This is a genomic window from uncultured Streptococcus sp. (assembly GCF_963511325.1).
In the GTDB taxonomy this organism is placed as follows: Bacteria; Bacillota; Bacilli; order Lactobacillales; family Streptococcaceae; genus Streptococcus.
On record NZ_CAUPII010000022.1, the window covers coordinates 12,778 to 31,899 of the forward strand.

Annotated in this window: 17 protein-coding genes, 2 pseudogenes and 1 riboswitch; of the genes and pseudogenes, 6 read left to right on the plus strand and 13 right to left on the minus strand. The window is 38.3% G+C overall.

The features are described 5' to 3' along the window. The first annotated feature begins 9 nt into the window (after positions 1-9). The 4 genes and pseudogenes from RQ973_RS06890 to RQ973_RS06905 all read left to right on the plus strand — a co-directional run bounded on the left by RQ973_RS06890 (position 10) and on the right by RQ973_RS06905 (position 3,800). The gene (locus RQ973_RS06890; RefSeq protein WP_311523329.1) at positions 10-1,422 is read left to right on the plus strand and encodes an AAA family ATPase; all 1,413 of its coding nucleotides are present in this window, start codon (positions 10-12) and stop codon (positions 1,420-1,422) included. Positions 1,423-1,428: 6 nt separating this feature from the next. Next, the gene (locus RQ973_RS06895) at positions 1,429-2,442 is read left to right on the plus strand and encodes a DUF4435 domain-containing protein (protein ID WP_311523330.1); all 1,014 of its coding nucleotides are present in this window, start codon (positions 1,429-1,431) and stop codon (positions 2,440-2,442) included. Between the two features lie 208 nt (positions 2,443-2,650). After that, positions 2,651-2,794 (plus strand): annotated as a pseudogene (locus tag RQ973_RS06900) (DNA cytosine methyltransferase); the annotation flags it as partial. Positions 2,795-2,984: 190 nt separating this feature from the next. After that, a complete protein-coding gene (locus tag RQ973_RS06905; RefSeq protein ID WP_311523331.1) occupies positions 2,985-3,800 on the plus strand; it encodes a Fic/DOC family protein in 816 nt (271 codons plus the stop codon). A 78-nt stretch (positions 3,801-3,878) separates the two neighbouring features. Here the strand turns inward: RQ973_RS06905 and RQ973_RS06910 are convergent. The 3 genes and pseudogenes from RQ973_RS06910 to RQ973_RS06920 form a co-directional block, all read right to left on the minus strand. Next, a pseudogene (locus tag RQ973_RS06910) lies at positions 3,879-4,222 on the minus strand (group II intron maturase-specific domain-containing protein); the annotation flags it as partial. A gap of 103 nt (positions 4,223-4,325) precedes the next feature. Further along, entirely contained in the window at positions 4,326-5,012 is a 687-nt protein-coding gene (locus RQ973_RS06915) for a YoaK family protein (protein WP_311523332.1), read from the minus strand. Between the two features lie 212 nt (positions 5,013-5,224). Beyond that, the gene (locus RQ973_RS06920; protein ID WP_311523333.1) at positions 5,225-5,917 is read right to left on the minus strand and encodes a hypothetical protein; all 693 of its coding nucleotides are present in this window, start codon (positions 5,915-5,917) and stop codon (positions 5,225-5,227) included. 280 nt (positions 5,918-6,197) lie between these two features. On the opposite strand from RQ973_RS06920, the gene RQ973_RS06925 reads away from it, so the two are divergent. Further along, positions 6,198-6,428, plus strand: coding sequence for a hypothetical protein (locus tag RQ973_RS06925; RefSeq protein WP_311523334.1), 231 nt, complete (start codon positions 6,198-6,200; stop codon positions 6,426-6,428). Between the two features lie 211 nt (positions 6,429-6,639). On the opposite strand, the gene RQ973_RS06930 is transcribed toward RQ973_RS06925, so the two are convergent. From RQ973_RS06930 to cls, 10 genes are all read right to left on the minus strand, one after another. Further along, positions 6,640-7,413, minus strand: a complete 774-nt coding sequence (locus RQ973_RS06930; RefSeq protein WP_311523336.1) for an NUDIX hydrolase — start codon at positions 7,411-7,413, stop codon at positions 6,640-6,642. Between the two features lies 1 nt (position 7,414). Further along, positions 7,415-8,191, minus strand: coding sequence for a nicotinamide riboside transporter PnuC (pnuC, locus tag RQ973_RS06935; protein ID WP_311523337.1), 777 nt, complete (start codon positions 8,189-8,191; stop codon positions 7,415-7,417). A gap of 9 nt (positions 8,192-8,200) precedes the next feature. Further along, complete coding sequence (locus RQ973_RS06940; protein ID WP_311523339.1) at positions 8,201-9,259, minus strand: AAA family ATPase; 1,059 nt, start codon at positions 9,257-9,259, stop codon at positions 8,201-8,203. A 247-nt stretch (positions 9,260-9,506) separates the two neighbouring features. Continuing rightward, complete coding sequence (locus RQ973_RS06945; protein ID WP_311523340.1) at positions 9,507-11,939, minus strand: ATP-dependent Clp protease ATP-binding subunit; 2,433 nt, start codon at positions 11,937-11,939, stop codon at positions 9,507-9,509. Positions 11,940-11,945: 6 nt separating this feature from the next. Next, a complete protein-coding gene (locus tag RQ973_RS06950; RefSeq protein ID WP_001237459.1) occupies positions 11,946-12,404 on the minus strand; it encodes a CtsR family transcriptional regulator in 459 nt (152 codons plus the stop codon). Positions 12,405-12,519: 115 nt separating this feature from the next. After that, positions 12,520-13,248, minus strand: coding sequence for an ABC transporter ATP-binding protein (locus RQ973_RS06955; protein WP_311523341.1), 729 nt, complete (start codon positions 13,246-13,248; stop codon positions 12,520-12,522). Continuing rightward, a complete protein-coding gene (locus RQ973_RS06960) occupies positions 13,248-14,255 on the minus strand; it encodes an ABC transporter substrate-binding protein (RefSeq protein WP_311523343.1) in 1,008 nt (335 codons plus the stop codon). The genes RQ973_RS06955 and RQ973_RS06960 overlap by 1 nt, the downstream gene beginning before the upstream one ends. A gap of 36 nt (positions 14,256-14,291) precedes the next feature. Beyond that, the gene (locus RQ973_RS06965; RefSeq protein ID WP_311523344.1) at positions 14,292-15,050 is read right to left on the minus strand and encodes an ABC transporter permease; all 759 of its coding nucleotides are present in this window, start codon (positions 15,048-15,050) and stop codon (positions 14,292-14,294) included. Next, positions 15,013-15,303 (minus strand): thiamine-binding protein, encoded by a 291-nt coding sequence (locus tag RQ973_RS06970; RefSeq protein WP_311523346.1) that lies wholly within the window; start codon positions 15,301-15,303, stop codon positions 15,013-15,015. Before RQ973_RS06970 ends, RQ973_RS06965 begins: the two co-directional genes overlap by 38 nt. Positions 15,304-15,378: 75 nt before the next feature. Continuing rightward, positions 15,379-15,481, minus strand: a riboswitch (TPP riboswitch). A 108-nt stretch (positions 15,482-15,589) separates the two neighbouring features. Next, a complete protein-coding gene (cls, locus tag RQ973_RS06975) occupies positions 15,590-17,122 on the minus strand; it encodes a cardiolipin synthase (protein ID WP_311523347.1) in 1,533 nt (510 codons plus the stop codon). A 522-nt stretch (positions 17,123-17,644) separates the two neighbouring features. Between cls and RQ973_RS06980 the strand changes: the two genes are divergently transcribed. Continuing rightward, positions 17,645-18,847 (plus strand): IS110 family transposase, encoded by a 1,203-nt coding sequence (locus RQ973_RS06980; RefSeq protein WP_311523349.1) that lies wholly within the window; start codon positions 17,645-17,647, stop codon positions 18,845-18,847. Positions 18,848-19,122: the final 275 nt, after the last annotated feature.

Consider the following 19,122-nt stretch of genomic DNA (forward strand, 5'->3'; position numbering starts at 1 on the left):
AAATTATATATGAAAATAAAGAAAATTCAAATAAATGGGCTACATGGCTATTTTCAGTATGATATTGATTTAAATGAAGATATCTCTTTGCTATATGGGAAGAATGGTAGTGGTAAAACTACAGTATTAAATTTAATTGAATTTATTATTGGTGGAGAATTCTATAAACTAAAAGATATACTATTTCACGATGTTATCATTACTACAACTACTAATAATATTTTAAAATTAAAAAATACCAATGAAGCTATTGTGTTAAAGTTTCTTGACGATGAAAAAACAATCTACTTTAAAGAATTGGAAAGGTATTTTTCAACAGAAAGATATCGTGGAAATGGATTTAATAAACATCAATTTGTAAAAGAATATCCGATTGTTCAAACAATAAGGGATAGCTTTGATTATGTGTATCTTCCCCTAGAACGCATTAGTAATTCAAGGTTATCAAATAATGAACAATTCTCAGAACAAAGTAGAATAATTCATAAACAATTTTATAGATACAACAGTAAAGATGCATCTATGGATATCGTGAAATATTTAGTTGATTCGCAAATGAGACATGTAAACTATAAAATTAGAGAACTAAATGAAAAGTTTCGCAATGATGTTCTTGAAACAATGTTTGTTTTAACAGGTCAACAGCTTGACTTCAGTGGATTGATCTCATATTTTAGAAATGAGAATGTTCTAGATGAATTAAATAATTTGAAAGAAAAATATGTAACATTACTTAGAGATTTGAACATTATTAATAATACCAATAGAGAAGAAAATAATTACTTAGATTACTTTGAAAAACTATTGAATGACGTTGAGGAACTAAATTCTGAAAAAAATAAAGATAGAGGAATCGAAGCAAAATTTGTTGCTACATATAATGAAATAGAAAAAATCAAAAAGATTACACTATTAGCAAGTGAATCTGAAACAATGAAGAAAAATGCAAGGAAATCAATTGACCAATTCATTGAAATTGTTAATACTTTTTTATTAGATGGAGAAGATGGAAAAAATATCAAAGTAACAAATGATGGGACTATCTATTTTGAAACTTCATATACCGATCAAAAGGTTGATATAACATATTTATCTTCAGGAGAGAAACAATTAGTTAATCTCTTTGCAAATTTTATTTTTAAAGTTTCAGATATGAAAAATGGAATTTTTGTTGCTGATGAACCCGAATTATCCCTTCATTTAAGGTGGCAAACAAAATTTATTAAGCAACTTCATGAAATTAATCCTAATATTCAATTAATTTTTGCAACTCATTCGCCTGAATTAGTAGGTCCTTTCCGTAATAAGATAATAAAGATTCAGAAATACTATCGTAAAATTCAACAGGATATTTCATTCAATGATAATTCTATTATTGATTCTCCTATGGAACTAGATGATTTGGATGAACTATTTAGGTGATAGAGTATGGATAATTATGAGTTACAATACAGCGATGATGCACTTGATGTACGAGCTGATATGATAGATACTGATGACTCTGAAATTATAGTTTTTGTTGAGGATATAAATAAAGAATATTTTTATGAAAAAATTTTTGACCGTTTATTTGATAATGAAAATATGTTGCTAAAACCAATAGGATTAGGCGGAAAAAACAAAGTAATTTCTCGGTTTAATGAAAATAAAGAGAAAGGTGAAAATGACTATTTTTATCTAGTTGATGGAGACTTTGATAGATATATCGGAATAGAGTTAATTGAAGATGATAGATTCATTTATCTTGAAGCCTATAATATTGAAAGTTACATAATCGATGAAAATGTTGTCTACAATTTTTTGACAGGTAGGCTAAAGAAAACTAAAAGTGAAGTCAGAGATCTGTTTGATTTCAATAAATGGAAACAAAAAATAGTAGATGAATCAAAGAAGTTATTTTTATGTTATGCATTTATTCTATCTTATCTCAATAATATAGAAGATAGTGATATAATTATCGACAAAAGGTATAATGCCAAAGGGAATTCGTTTTTATCAATAGAAAATGTATCTAGATCACCTTTTAAATTTCTAAATGATAAGACAGGATATGAACAAGTCGGGCGTTTTGATGAATACTATCAAGAAGTTATTCTCAGATTACACATAGATAATGGATATAAAATTTCCGTTAATAAAGAAATAATTAAATGTACAAAAATACTAAAAAGTTATTCTGATTATGATAAAACTCAACGATTTTATAACTCTTCTATATGTAGTATTTCAGAAAAGTATGAATCGATAAATGGGGAAGATTATTACAACCTAATTTGCGGTAAATTTTTAATAAGTAGTTTAAAGTCATGTATAAAAAATCTTCTAAGTAGAGAAAAACTGATGACCAATATTTATGATCAAGATTTTGAGAATCAGTTAGCATCGTATTGTGATATCGATAAATTATCTTATGTTAAAGATAAGATAAAAATATTCAGCTAGTTTCTCGAATATGATTATGAATTTGTCAAGTCTTCAAATTGTTATATAGAAAATAATAATATATTTTTTGAGGATATTTTTTCTTAAATAGTTGAGAAACTTATTTAACTTTTTTCGATATTACTATTTGAATTAATATTTATTAAATTATCTTTATCAAATTAAAGTTATACAAGAAAATCTAACATTCTAGAAAGCAGGTAACTACATGACAAATTCTGTAAGTTCGAACTGCTCTGAGAAGTACAACATTGCAGCTTTCTTCTCAGGTATTGGGGGAATTGAGTTGGGATTTGAACAGACCAACGAGTTCAGAGTGGTGTATGCCAATGAGTTTGATAAGTATGCACGCTAGAATTATTCGTTTAATCAATCTATTCAGCCAACGGACATTTCAGATAAGTGCATGGGATGTTAAATATAACTCTTTCATTATTTCTCTACATAGAACTTATTGTGAGGGCTTTTTATAATTTACACCAATTCCATACCCATTTCACCATTTACCGATGACACAGAAAAAGAATTGAAAGGAACTCTCTATGCAATCAACTTACAACATTGACAACCCAAACTTGTCTTATGAAGCTAAGCGTGACTTATGGAAGATTGGTTTTGGTCTGCAGAAAGTTGATAATCTAGTTCCATCAGCTTATATGGAATCTTTGGCTGAGAAACAGTCCCGGGGTGAGCTGACTTACGAGCAGGTTTATGAAGATGCAACGGCTTATCATCATACTATTGATGCAAGTACGGAGGAGGCAGACTTGGTTTCTCTTCGTATCGTGGAACTATTATCTCGAAGAGGCTTTAGCTTCAGTCCTGCGACCCTACTTGCTATTCATAAGGAGTTGTTTCAGGATATATTTGAAACCTCTATTCCCGTGGGCCAATTTCGTCAGACTAATATCACAAAGAATGAACCTGTTTTGAATGGTGAAAGTGTTGTGTACTCTGATTTCTCTATGATTCAAATGACCTTGGATTATGATTTTAATCAGGAAAAACAAGTTTCATATGCAACACTAACCCAGGCGGATATGGTTAAACAAATCCAGCGTTTTATTTCAGGAATCTGGCAGATTCATCCATTTCGCGAAGGAAATACTCGGACGGTAACGGTATTTTTGATTCAGTATCTTCGTGAGTTTGGTTTTGATATTGATAATACACCATTTCAGCAACATGCCAAGTATTTTCGTGATGCCTTGGTATTAGATAATGCAAAGATTTTACAGCGACGTCCTGAATTTTTAACAGCTTTTTTTGAAAATCTCTTGCTCAGTGGTCAAAATGATTTATCTTCAGAAAAAATGTATCTAAATCTATATCTCGATCTTTCAAAATCCTCATACTGAGTAAACATTGAATTTTAGGAAAAATGAAATAAATATTTCTAGTTAAATACATATTATCATATGGAAGATTGGCTAAGACTAACCCCACTCACACCACGGTACATGCCGTTCAAGGTAGTAAACCAAGTAAGAAACCAGTCCGCGCTTTTCGAGGACTGGTTTTGATATATCACGTTTAAGTACCGACCTTTGAGCCCTAATTGATAGTGGTCACCCCAGCCAGATACCTTATCTGCTATCCATTTAGGAATTCCTAACTTAAGTAGGACCCACAGTTACCTAGGTTTCTTCTTCCACTGCTTACAGATAATCACTCGTAGACGAGTACGCAATCACTCATCTATGCTGGTGACTATGCGCTTCATATTTCCCAGTGAGAAATAGTTTATCCATCCCCGAATGGACAAATTCAGTTGCTCAAGAGTTCACCGGTAGTGAGGAGCCCACGGAGGACTTTCACCTCAGATGTACGACATGGCCATCATACCAAAAACGGCAAATCTCAATTTGAGAGATTTGCCGTTTTTATATATTTTCATCTTGCAAATCGAGCTGCTTCACTCTAGCAATATAGTAAGACATTATCAAAACCAAATTGAAGCTGACAATCCAGATAGACCATTCATGGAGAAAATGCATCAATATAGCCAAGCTAATGGCTCCCACTACGAAACTGCCTACTACAATGCCATAGTTCAAGGCTTGACGACGATATTCTTGAACATCTCCTTCTCCTCTAACAATGCGATACAAAGCAGTCAACATTTTTCGGTAATTTCCAGAGGTCATAAAAATGACATAGGGATGATCTTCAATCAAACTGCCCGTAAATGTTAGCATCATCATTCCAGTTCCAAAAGCAATAAAAGGAACTTCTAATAAAGGAAAGCGAGAAAAGAAGGGCAGAACAAGGGTCCCGATAAATAAGGGAAGTAGCATTTTAACTCGCCAATAGGCTGTTTTGCGATATTCTTTTACGTGTAAGGCAAACAGAAAGCCTAGGGAAAAGAATATAATCGAGCAGAATCTCAACATAGTATTGATGACATGTGAATCGTGCCAATCTGATATCAGTAGGAGAATGTTCCCTGTCTGCGTTGCCACCAAACTATGGTACTGGATGTGACAGAATACATCCAAAGAACCACCGATAAAGCCAAGGAACACTCCCATGAGTCGTGTGTTTTGAGGTAAAATTAATTTATCTGGCATTGATTCATCACTCGTTTCCCTTTGATTTTTTCATTATACCACTTTCTCTGAAAGAAACTAAGTGAAAAACAGTCAGATCAGGTAGACATGATTAGATATACTCCTAAGTTAGTCTCATCTCTGGAGTTCGTTTATGACATCTTATCAACTTCAAATGCTGTAGGTACTCATCAACTGAACTATTTTTAAACAAATTACTTCTGTACTGAAGACTATGGCTGAATCAAAGCAACGCTAGATACAGTACCATCTGCACCTATTGTAATTTGGATGACTTTTCCACCACCAATTTTGGCATTATATTTACCATCATCAAGAGTATAGGCATAACCTTGGATAGAGTAATTTTCTTTCTTTCCATCACTAGATTCTACTGTAAATTGACCAGCTGATGAGACCGTGATAGTCTCGCCATTAGCCCCCTTCCAGTTTCCAGCTGCGGCAGAGAAATCTCCATCAACCATGGTTAGAACACCCTTGTAACGTTTGTTGTGTTCTGCTTGCTTATCTTGAAGTTTGCGGTCAGTAGTTGGATCATAAGCTGATTGACTTGTCTGTGCTTGAGAGCCTTGCTGATTTGAGGGAGTTTGCGAAGATGCCTGTTGGTTAGAAGGTTCTTGGCTCTGTCTTGGTTCTTGTGCTGGTGTTGCTTGCGATTGACTAGCAGTAGTTGCTGACTGGTCAGAAGAGGTGGTCTTAGCTTTTTCTGATGAAGCTGAACTTGAGGACTTCTGAGTCTTGTTCTCTTTACTTGAAGAACTTGCCTTAGAACTAGAAGATGCTTGTGTTGTCTTGCTAGAACTATCGCTTACAGTATTCTCTTTCTTATTACCACAAGCCCCCAATAGCAATGTTGAAACGAGTACAGTTGCGGCCATTAATTTGATAGAAGTTTTATTTTTCATGTTATGCTCCTTTGTAACATTTTTGAAATGTTAAGAAATATTTTTGTAACATTATTGTAATATTCGTTTTTAAATCTGTCAACTATTTATCTAAAATTTTTTAGAATTATTTTTTAGTACACTTATTTTCTTACCCCTCCTATATCTTTTATTCGTAAAGAATTTAAAAAAACACAAAAGTTCTTCCTGACAAAGTGCTATATTTTAAAGTGTAATCGCTTGCATTTTTTTCTTGAAGTGCTATAATAAAATTGAAATAGGATATTGGAGGTGTAGGTTTATGTCAAAGAAATATTACACATATCTTCCTTGGTTGATTATTGGTGCATTCTCTTCTTATGGAGTTGCTACTCATTACGCTCAAACAACATTTGATTTGTTCTACTTAACCACTATTTTCATGATTGTTTATGTGGCTCTACTGTACTTACACGAACATTATTTAAAATATAAATACAAAGATTTATTCATTCGTTTTATGAGTAATCCTAAAAAAGATAAACATCCTTAAACAAAAAATAACAACAAAAAGAGGCCGGGAAGAATCCCGACCTCGCTTTTTTATGACTAATAAACCTTTGACACGATAGTTGAATTGTCTTTTGATACAAACTTTATTTTCTCTACTCTCAAGCTCAACCAGTCATCGGATTTGTTGAAACTTCTCAGGACTGAGACTAGGAAATCAAGACTTGATCTATCGATTTCTGTCCCAAAGCTTTTTATTTCAATCGATAGGTTTTTCTTGGTTTCTTTTTAGGCACTCGTTTGAGCCCAACTTCTTCTACATACTCACCGTATTTTACGAGAAAGTTATTGCTGACGATTGGTCGTCCTGGGTTGATGAGATTGACCAATTCGGTCCCTTCATAGACAGTGAACTCCTCCTCTAGCAGATAGAGGAAGGTCGGATTCCAGTCAAGACGCCCTTGGATTCGTTTAATAGACTCTTGGATAATGGCATAATGGTCAAAGGCGAAGGCGTACTCCTCCAACTCTAGTCCCTCTAGGAAGAACTTGCCTGTCTGAAAATCAACATCGACAAAAACTACATCCTTGGCATCATCTCCAGCTTGAACGAGTTCGAGTGCTCGACTAGGTAGATACACCAAGTGGGCGATAGTAACCGTCCAGCCCCGCGGATCACGGCCTGGTGTAGACACTGTCATCAACTGCTCGATTTTTTCCAAAGGAAGGTCAAGGTTAACCTCCTCTCTCACTTCACGCTGACAGGCATGCGTAGCGTCTTCGCCCTTGTCCATAAAGCCTCCAATTAGCGCTAAACAATTTTGATATGGATGAGCCTTGCGACGAATTAGCAAGAGTTTGATTTTCCCTTCCACAAAGCAATAAGCTACCATATCCACCGTCACGCTCGGTTTTTCATACTGAGGAAGATCCTGTTTGCAGTACCAGTCTAAAAATTCCTTCTCCGTCGCATGAATCTCAAAATATTCTCTCTCTGTCATTCCAGCCGGGATTATCCTTTCAGTCATCTTATCCCTCCTTGACAGCCTTTGTCCATTGATACCAACCGACTAAACTATTGATGGTGTAAACCCAGTACATACCTTGGATATGGATATTTTCACCCCACCAGAGGTAAATACTAAAGAGATTGGTTGCAATCCAGAAAATCCATTGCTCACGGTAAAGACGTGTCATCAAGAGCTGACCAACACCATTGGTCGCATCGGTAACACTGTCACGGAAAGGACGAGCGCTATGGATACTTTGGTAGGCCAAACCCATGCCAATCCAGATGATAGCAGTCAAAGCCAAATATTTGAGCCAATCAATCAGACTAAGTTTCTTAGCTTCAAAGTGAGACTCCTCTGGTCTTCCTTGCTCATTGATCCGATTAGACAACCAAGTATAGAGACCAATGGGCTGCATCACAAAGAAATAAACTGTGGTCAAAACTTCTCCGTAGAAAGTAGCATTCATAGCTAGAACCAAATAGATTGCAGAGTTAATAGCTCCAAAAAGATAGTTGCTAGCCCGACCTTCAGCTACCAATATAACGCAGACAATCCCTGTCCAAGAGGCCAAGAGACCAACCCAGTCATGACTTTCTGTGTTTTGTGTAAACTCCAGAATAAGAGGAACACTTGATAAAGCAATCAAATAGAGCCACTGGAAAAGACTGCGTCCCACAAAGAGGTCTTTCCAAAGCAAACGCATAACTCCTGCAAAACCAATTTTACGAGCTTCTGCGTGAACATTTTTAAAGTTTTCAATAAATCGTGTAATTTTTTCAGTTATTTTTTTCATTTTCTTCTCCTAATCTGCTTGGTAAATGGCATCAATAGCTACTTTTGCTGCTTCATAATTTCCTAGATAGTCATCAGCTAGATAAACATGAGGGATAGTAGCCAGATATTGCTCCCTCATCATATCCAAATGCTGAGAAAAACTATGACGGATATGGTCTTCTGCCATGGTCATGTCTCGAAAACCATCATTAACATAAGAGCCAACAGGTTGCACAAAGAGGATTAGATCCCACTTTTCCTTGGCTAAGATGGAAACAAAGAGATTATCAAAGGTCTCTACGGACAAGTCCCCCTGCTCTTCAGTTTCCATGTAGTAATCGTAGTAGCCCTTGGTTACTAGTGAGTTGGTGTCTGCAATGACCAGGCCTCGATTGGCATTGCTATCGATTAACTTGGAAGTTTGATCATATTGCCCCAATAGAAGGTAATAATAGTCTTTTGGGGTAAGCTCATCATCTCGGACATTATTTTTTATCTGATACTCACGAGCATATTCCAGACTGACTGGCGCATCATAGAAGCGAGCTAAATCCTTGGCTAGAGTTGTTTTCCCATTACTAGCACTTCCCATAATCAACACTTTTTTCGTAAACTGACGGCGGAAGGGTTGAGCGATATATTTCCAATATTTACTTGGATTTTCTCGAATCATGGTAGCCGAAATTCCAAATTTTCTTTCCTGTAGAACGGTCTCAAAACCACGTTTGTCAAGTTCTGCTTGATATTCAGGCTCTCCTACAAAAAAGATTAGTTCCTCAACAGTCTGGTCATAGGAAATGGCCTGCAACATCTGATCCAACCATTCCTGCCAGCCCATTGGATAACGTGGAATATTGCTTTCGTCAAGTTTACAAACAGAGGTCAACTCATCATCTCGAAAAGCTTCACGAATATAGCGAAATCTCTTTTGTAGTGTAAGTCCCACCTGTTCACCACGATCTCCCTTATAACCTGAAACTACCACCCATACAGCATCACATTGACGTTTTGCTCTTTGGATTAAATCAATATGCCCTTGATGTAAGGGAGCAAAGGTGCCAAAAACCACCGCTATACTCTTTTTCATATCTGTTCAACCTTTTTATAACTTTTTATATTTTGCATTATACTATGTCTTGTTCTGTTTGTCAACACTTTTTTATTATTTTTTATAAAAACATTGCCAAATGATAAGAATTTTTTACTTGATATACAAAACTTGATTAGGCAAAATCAGTTTTGAAATCCTCAAAATAAATCCACAATCCAAGTAGCTATTTGGGCAACAACTTTTCAAAAAAGAGGCTGAAACAATCTGTTTCAACCTCACATTTTTAAACAATCTCAAATTTTAATTGACCAGCTTTAACACCAATCTTCAGGGTCTTACCAGCTTCCAATTCACCTTTAAGAAGAAGTTCTGCAAGTTTGTCTTCCACTTCCGTTTGTAGGGTTCTACGAAGTGGACGAGCCCCCATCTCTGGATCATAGCCTTGCTGAGCTAGAAGTTTTAGGGCAGATGCTTGGAGTTTCAAGTCAATTCCTTTTTCTGCTAGGCTTGCAATCAATGGTTTGGCCATAATCTTAACTACTTCCTGCATATCTTGACTTGACAAGCTGTGGAAGACCACCTTCTCATCAATACGGTTGATAAACTCTGGACGATAAGCCTTTTTCAACTCCTCAAACATCCGTTTTTCCATATTTTCTTGGTCAAAGCGAATGTCCTTAGCTCCAAAACCGACTGTCTTATCATCACGAAGAGCTGTCGCACCAAGGTTTGATGTCATGATGATGATGGTATTGGAGAAGTCAACCTTGCGACCTTTACTGTCTGTCAAGACACCGTCATCCAAGACCTGCAAGAGCACGTTAAAGATGTCTGGGTGAGCCTTCTCTACCTCGTCAAAGAGCAAGACTGAGTACGGTTTGTTACGAACCTTCTCGGTCAACTCCCCGCCTTCTTCGTAGCCTACATAACCTGGAGGAGCTCCATTGAGACGACTGGCTGCAAATTTCTCCATGTATTCACTCATGTCAAAGCGGATAAGAGCAGACTCATCATCAAAGAGAACTTCCGCCAAGGCCTTGGCCAACTCGGTCTTACCAACACCTGTTGGTCCTAGGAACATAAAGGAGCCAATTGGACGTTTGTTATTGCGAATACCCGATTGATTTCGGCGAATGGCACGACTGATACTAGACACCGCTTGTTCCTGTCCGATAACACGTTTATGCAGTTCAGCCTCAAGATTGAGATACTTCTTGGCATCTGTTTGGGTCAATTTCTGAACTGGAATACCTGACAAGCGACTCAAGGTGGTCAAAATATCTGATTCTGTCACCAAGTCTTTATAAACAGGTACTTCCTGTTCTTTTGCAATGAGTTGAGCAGCTTGCTTCCATTTACCATCCATCAAGGCCTTATCAGCTGGTGTTAAACCTGACTCATCTTGTTTAGCGTGTTTCGATTTATTTTGCACTGTTGCAGCTGCTTCGTCCAATAGATCAATGGCTGAGTCTGGCAAATGACGACTCGTCAAATAACGATGTGCCATTTTGACAGCTGTTTCTACTGCATCGTCTGTAATTTGGACATGGTGGTGTTTCTCGTAAGTTGCTTTCAAGCCCTGCAAAATAGCCATACTATCTGCTAAACTTGGCTCCTCAATCATCACTTTTGCAAAGCGACGAGAAAGGGCTGCGTCTTTTTCGATGTGCTTTTGATACTCTTCCTGAGTGGTCGCACCGACAGTTCTCAGAGTTCCACGTGCCAAGGCAGGTTTCAAGATATTGGCCGCATCCAAGGTCGAATCAATCCCACTTCCTGACCCCATAATGGTATGAAGCTCATCGATAAAGAGGATGACCTTGCCATCTTCCTCAATATCTTTGATGATATTGTTCATACGTTCTTCAAAGTCACCACGGAAACGAGTTCCCGCAACCACATTCATCAAATCAAGCTCTAACACGCGCATCTTAGCCATTTCCGCAGGAACATCACCACTAGCAATACGCTGGGCAAGACCAAGCGCCAGAGCTGTTTTCCCGACACCAGCATCCCCAACCAAGACAGGATTGTTCTTGGTCTTACGGCTCAAGATTTGAATCATACGCGAGATTTCCTTGTCCCGACCGATGACTGGTTCTAACTTGCCAGAACGCGCTTGCTCTGTCAAATCATGCGTATAGTCCTCGAGACTACCACTCGGTGTCTGAGGCATGCCCATCATATTAGCCATGGAATTTTGCTTATCCGCTACCGTACGATGACGCTGGCGAAGGGCCTTCAAATCTTCTCTAGTCCAACCAGCACGCGCTTCAAGACTTCGACGAAGTCCAGCAATCTTGACCTGATCCTTCTGATCTTCGTAAGAAAATCCCGCTTTTTCTAAAATGCGAGTAGCTAAGGCATTGCCATCATGTAAGATAGCATAAAGAACATGCTCTGTTCCCAATACCTTGGCATGTACGACAGAAGCAACGTGCTCTGCTTCCAACAACAATACCTTCAACCGGTGTGAAAAAGGCAGCTCCTGATAATGTTCCTTATCGCTATACTTTGTTTCAGTCAGCTCTACAGCAACTTCCTCCAGACGATCAATCTCATATGGAAATTCGTTTAAAGTCGCCCCAGCTACACTGTAACTATGATTGGCCATAGCAATCAATAGGTGCCAAGACTCTAGGTATTCTGCCCCAAAATGACTTGCGACCAGAAAGGCACTGTCTATACATTCTTTCAATGCTTTTGAATATTTCATTTAGTTCTATTTTCCTTTTCTATCTACCTCTTGTAATAACTGTCGGAGCATATTGGCACGGATAAGATTGGCATCCTCACCTAAAACCCGGTCTGTCGCCATTGCTAATAATAGATTCATCTCCTGACGAGTCACTAAATCCTGTTCAAACAAGAGTCTTAAAACATCTTCAAAGATAACTAGGCTAACTTCTTCGCCCACCGAATACAGTAAATCGCGGAGCATTTCATGGTGGTTTGAGAACTCAATCCGTCCTATACGAATGTAGCCACCACCACCACGCTTACTTTCAACCAAGTATCCCCTGCTTTCTGTAAAACGAGTCTTAATCACATAGTTAATCTGACTAGGAACAACCTGGAAAGTATCTGCCAACTGACTCCGTTGCAACTCCACAATACCAGATTGATCTAGAATTGCCTTGATGTAGGCCTCAATATGATCTGATGTATTTTTAAGTCTCATAACAAACCCACCTCTCTTTAAACCTTGACTATCTTTGACTATTATACCGAAATTTTTTCATTTTTAAAAGAAAAAAGAGCTGGCAAAGTAGCAACCTCACCAACTCCCTATCTTTCTACTTATCTAAGCCTAATTCTGCCAAGATTTGACGTTTGTAGGCAATTTTTTGGACTTCCTTGTCCTCGTCTTCAGACCAATCTAGTTTAATTTCAGCAACAATCTGCCCAGGCCGATTTTTCAAGATATAGATACGGTCGCTAAGGTTAAGGGCTTCCTCTATACTATGCGTAATGATGAGTGTCGTCAGGCCTAGCTGTTTATGAATATCAAGATACCAGGCATGAAGCTCCATCTTAGTCATCTCATCCAAGGCACTAAAGGCCTCGTCGAGAAGAAAGAGTTTATGCCCAAATAGGTAAGTGCGAAGTAAGGCCACACGCTGGCGCATCCCGCCGCTAAGCTCATGAGGATACTTGTCCCGTACGGCCGTCAACTGAAAGGTAGCAAGGATTTCGTCTGCACGGGCAATAGCTTCTGCCTTATCCACCTTTTGGATCAAGAGGGGCAGGATGATATTTCCTAGCACCGTCTTGTGTTCCAAGAGCAGATCCTTTTGTAGCATGTAGCTCACGCGCCCCTTGGGATTTTCCTCTCCATCAAGAATGATTCGCCCAGACTGGACTTCTAAAATCCCTGCAATCAGGTTAAAGAGTGTGGTCTTTCCTACACCACTGGAGCCTAGGATAGAGACCACTTCGCCTGAAGTCACTTGCAGATTAATATCCTCTAAAATCTTTTCATTGTCGTAGGCATAGCTTACATGTTCTAGTCTAATTTCTGTCATTATTTTACAAATTCGTTAGTGAATCCTTTATCAATCAAGTCTTCCTTGAGGATACCATTTTCTTTATCCCATTTGTAGAAGGCATTCCAGCGATCAGCATCAAATTGTCCCCATTTTTCCTTGTCACTTGCATATTCTTTTGACAAGTATTTTTGAGATTCAATGACGAAATCACGTTTATCTTTTAGTTCTGGAGCGTTCTTAATCAGGATATCTGCAGCTTCTTCTGGATGCTCCATAGCGTATTGGTAACCTTTTTTAATAGCTTGAATGACTTTACGAGCTTCTTCCTTATTATCTTTCAAATAATCATTGTTTGCGATGATCACTGGTGAGTAGTAGTCAAACTCTTTTACATAGTCTTTCAAATACATAAAGTTAGCATCTACACCTTGCGATTTAGCAAGGATCCCATCCCAACCGTAGTAGATCCATGCAGTATCAAACACCCCATTAGCGATCGGTGTGATTGAGTTTGAGTCATTGTTTGGTACTTTTTCGACCTTCTCAAAGTCCCCACCTTGTGATTCTACCAAGGTTTTCAACATCGCAAGTTCAGTTGGGTCATTCCAAGTTCCGTATTTCTTACCAACCAAGTCCTTTGGACTGCTTACATTGTCAGATTTACGAGAGATGATTCCTGATGTATTGTGCTCTACGATAGCTGCAACGGCAGTGATTCCTGCTCCTTTTTCCAATTTTTTAGCCATGTAATCTTGGAAATACACTGCAAATGGTGCCTTACCATTGATAACCAAGTCAGAAGAACTTTCTTCTGGTGGCAATTTCAAATCAACATCGACTCCAGCTTCTTTGAAATAACCTTTTTCCTTGGCAACATAAAGCCCTGTGTGGTTGGTATTTGGCGTCCAGTCTAGGATAAAGTCAATCTTCTTGAGTTCTGCCTCCTTATTATCCTTAGAAGCAGTTCCTTGACCACAAGCTACAAGCACGACAGCTAGAAGAGCTGTTACAATCGTTAAAAACACTTTCCATGTTTTCTTCATTTTGATTTCCTCTTTTCTTTTTACAAAACGCTTCTTTTAAGTACGTTTCCATTTAATCACATATTTTTCACTAATATCAACCAATTTCATACCCAGAAGGCTGATCAGCGATACCAGAATAATAATCGCGAACATAGTGTCATACTGAAACAGTTTTTTGGACTGAATCATGTAGACACCAAGTCCTTCAAAGCCTCCCAACCACTCAGATACCACTGTTGTGATAAAGGCATAGGAGACACTGACCCTCAGACCTGCATAAAAGTAGGGCAGACTGACAGGGATTTTAAAATGCCACAGGATTTGCCAAGGATTCGCTCGCATCAAGCTAAACAAGGTCAACATATCCTTGTCACAATGCCTAAAACCATCTAAAATACTAACGATAATAGGGAAGGTTGTCGTCAAGATGATCAAGACAATCTTGGGCAAAATTCCATAACCCAACCATAAAACTAGGATAGGCGCTATGGCAATGGTCGGTATGGTCTGGACAACTACCATCATGGGGTAAATCAAGTCATTGAGCCAAGTCAGACTATCCATAAGGACGGCCATGATACAGGCTATCAAGACACCCAGTATCAAACCTAGCAAGGCTACTCTCAAGGTTGCCCAGCTATGGTACCAGAGAAATTCTCTATCACGAACAAAGGACAGGAGAATTTCAAGAGGTGTCGGTAGGATAAACTTTGGTAGGAGTTTTAAGAATCCCGCCACCTGCCAAACGGATAAGACACCCAAAAATCCTAGCAGACTAATATGCCGTCTCATTATACTTTTCAAGTTTCTCATCGATGCTTAAAATCTCTCCTACATTTATTTTCACATTAGCAAAAACATTATCTGCCCCTTGACCCGCCACTTCTAACGCTTCTTTGAGAATGCGCATGAGTTCATCAAACTCTCCCTCTAAAACTGTTTCAAAGGGCGTCACCACCATAGTCACTTCTTGAGATTGCAGATAGGCAATAACCTTATCGATAAGAGCTATGCGGTCAATCCCTTGTGACAGGGGCAGGACTTGTAAAGCAATGCTTGCTTTCATTAAAACCTCCTTCTAAGTTACAGTTTTTCTTTGTAAAAAAAGAAAAACCTCTTTCATATATGAAAAAGGTGCATAATTCGGCTAAGTATCGTTCCCTACGCTGGCATTACCCAGATCAGGTGCGGTCGAAGTTTAACACTTCCTCTCAGACTGTACACAGACTCCCATATATTATATGGACATATGATAACGCAAAAAAAACAAGATGTCAAGGAAACTGCTTACAGAAAAAGAGGCGGTTCTACACCTCTTCCTCTAATCATCTATTCTCAATTAATTCTTCCACTTAAAGCATTGGAGCAAACAACTGGGTCACTTCCTTGATTAAGGTTTGATACCAGGTAGGATTGATCGTTCCTGGGAATACTTCCTGCGATACTTCAAAAATCTCTTCAAAGTCCTTACGAATATCTGCAATCGATGGTGTTTCGTACAACAAAACCGCATTTTCATAGTGGTGAACCAAGCTACGATAATCTAGATTTATAGTTCCAACAACTGCGTATCGATCATCAACAATCAGCTGCTTACTATGGATAAAACCAGGAGTATACTCATAAATACGGACACCAGCAGACAAAAGATCTGGATAAGCTCCTCGTGTTATCAGTTGAATGAGCTCCTTGTCTGGTACAAATGGAGTGACAATTCGCACATCCACCCCTCGCATGGCCGCATTTTTAATATCTTCCGTCAAATCATAATCAATAATCAAGTAAGGCGTGGTAATATAGACAAAGTCTGTCGCTTGATTGATGAGATTTTGATAAACTATTTTTCCTACCTTCATCTGGTAGATAGGCTTGGGACCACTTCCATAAGGAATGCATAAACCTGCTCCAGATCGCGTTTGATTTTCCAAATGATACTGATCAAAATCACTGATTTCACCACGGTTGATGTACCAGTTCATGAGAAATAGTCTTGTAAAAGCCTGAACAGCCGGGCCGTCTATACGAAGGCCACTATCTTTCCAATACCCAAAACGTTCAATCTGATTTATATACTCATCCGCAAGATTAATCCCGCCAGTATAGGAAATCTGCCCATCAATGACCAAGATTTTACGGTGGTCACGATTGTTATAGGCCACGGTCATACGAGGAATCACCTTATTAAACTTATGAGCATCAATTCCTTTTGAACGCAAATAAACAGTATAATCCCCAGGCAAAGTCACCATACAACCAATATCGTCATAGAGCATCTTGACCTCAACTCCTTGAGCTGCCTTTTCTTCCAGAATCTCAAGCATACTGTCCCACATCAACCCCTCTTCGACAATGTAGTATTCCAGGAAGATAAATTTCTCAGCCTTTTTCAAATCCTCCAGCATCTGCTGCCACATTTCCTTACCATTTGAAAAGAATTGTGAGTCTGTCTGATCATAAACTTCTGCATTACTGTCCATATGCAATAAGGCATTGATAATCCCGTAGGCAGATTTATCAGTTTTCTGTATGTCTTGATGAAGACTATGTTCGCGCTTTTCATGAGATGTGATAGAACGAAGTTCCTGTAATTGTTTAAATTCCTTTTTTGATAACCGACGCTCACCAAACATGATATAAAGCAAGGGGCCAAAAACAGGGACAAAAGTGACAATCAACCACGTCACCTTGCTTTCAGGAGACATAGAACGATTGACAATGGCTAAAACAGTCGCCACGCTGACAAGAAATACAAGAGCAACCCAAACAAGTGGAGCAATCTGGCTCATGTAAAGAATGACTGCAAAAACTACAAATAATTCTATCAGAATAATCGCAATGCTAAAACCATACTTGGACATCAATAGTCGAAATTTTCTAGTCCCCATAACTCCCTCTCAATTTCTAAATAAACTCCAAAGCAACTAGCTGAAAGCGCTTGTTACCTTCTAGTATACTTACTTTCATAAAACTTAGCAAGTCTTTTCTGTTTAGGCCGATAGTTCTACCTATAAAATCATTTAAAAAAGTCTGCGACAAAATAGTTCTCAGCCACAAAAAAGCTAGATATTCCCAATTGTGGAACTCTAGCTTTTTATAGTGGCTCTATAATATTTGTAGTGGGTAAATCCCCTATAGATATTATGGAGCCTATTTTGTTGTAGAAAACATACTAAGATTAGTAGTGAGAAAATCTCCGACGGGAGAGAGTACTCACTACTTTTTCTTTATGTTAAAGTAGAGGTGTCTTGTAAAGTCGTAGGGCTCTTTGGCGCTAGACGTCGCTTGACAAACTGGAAAGACACCTGTTTTAGGTGGAATTTGATCAAAGTATGTGGGACGCTAGACGTCGCGTATTGAAAATAAAATCACTAAAACACGGAATTATTCAAGACAAAAGAGGTAATATCATGCGTACAGTATTTGGGATTGATGTGAGTAAGGCAAGTTCTGAGGTGGCAATTTTAGTCAACGGTGAAAAGATTCATGGATACACTATGCTCAATGACGCCATTGGCTTCAATCGTCTTTTGAATGACTTGAAAACTGTTCATAACCCTGAGATTATATTTGAAGCTACTGGTGTCTATTCTCGGCGTCTTCGAGCCTTTCTTGAGGAATACGGCTACGCTTATACACAGCTGAATCCTCTGGAAGCTAAGAAGCAACTGGACAGTCTGCGAATTCGTAAAACAGACAAAATTGACGCTGAAAAGTTAGCTCATTCTCAGTTTATACTCAATCGTAAACCAACTTATGCGCAGGAAGAAGTTTATCAACACCTGCGTGATTTAAGCCGTTTCTATCAAAATCTTACAGAAGACATTGTTAGAGCTAAAAATCGTCTACACAAGGTCTTACAAGTCACCTTTCCTGAATTGGAAAATCTCTTATCCACACCAACTGGAGAGCAATATTGGAATTTAGTGATGGCTTTTCCATGCAAAGAGTTTGTATTAAACCTATCTCAAAATGAATTGTGTAAGATTATCCGTCAATCTACCTCCAAACGAATCTCTGAAAAGCGTATTGCTTATCTGACTGATAAACTTATAAAACTCGCTAAACAATCTTTTTGTGCGGTCAAGAAAATCTCCCCAATGCTTGAAGAGGTTCGTTACTATGCTCAAGAATTGCTTCGTCTTTCTGAGCACAGACAGGTTGTCTTAGACGACATGGTAGCTCTAGCTCAGCCTTTACCAGAGTATGACATCTTACGATCAATTCCTGGCATCGCAGAAACCACAGCGACATCTATCACTGGCGAATTGGGAGATATTCGTCGCTTTCAGTCTACCAATCAAATCAACGCTTTTATTGGCATTGACCTGAGACACTATGAATCTGGGAACTTTCTCGCCAAGGAACACATTACTAAGCGAGGTAATCCCTATGCCAGAAAAATCTTGTTCAAGTGCATTCATAACATCGCTTCAGCTAGTCATACCAATCCCTGCCATATCGCCGATTTTTATGAGAAACGAAAAAGACAATCGACAATAGCTTCAACCAAGCCACATGCGATTGCCTCTATACATCGTCTCATTCGAACAATGTATTACCTCATTACGCATAACAAACTTTACGATTACTCTTTGACCCAAAATCGATAAGGTCATCTATGCCGTATTATTATAACACCTTGTTTCAAAAAATACCAGATGAGGTGTTTTTTAGCGTGCCCTTTTATGGATCAATAAGTGGTAAAAATAAGACAGTAACCTCAGAATAGCTACTGTCTTATCTCTTTTTTTACTTAAGGCCCTTGATATACTTGACAAATGGTAGAAAAGAGCACTAAAAAAAGAACAACTAGTGTTCTTACTTTTTAATATCAATCGGGAAGACAGGATTCGAACCTGCGACACCTTGGTCCCAAACCAAGTAC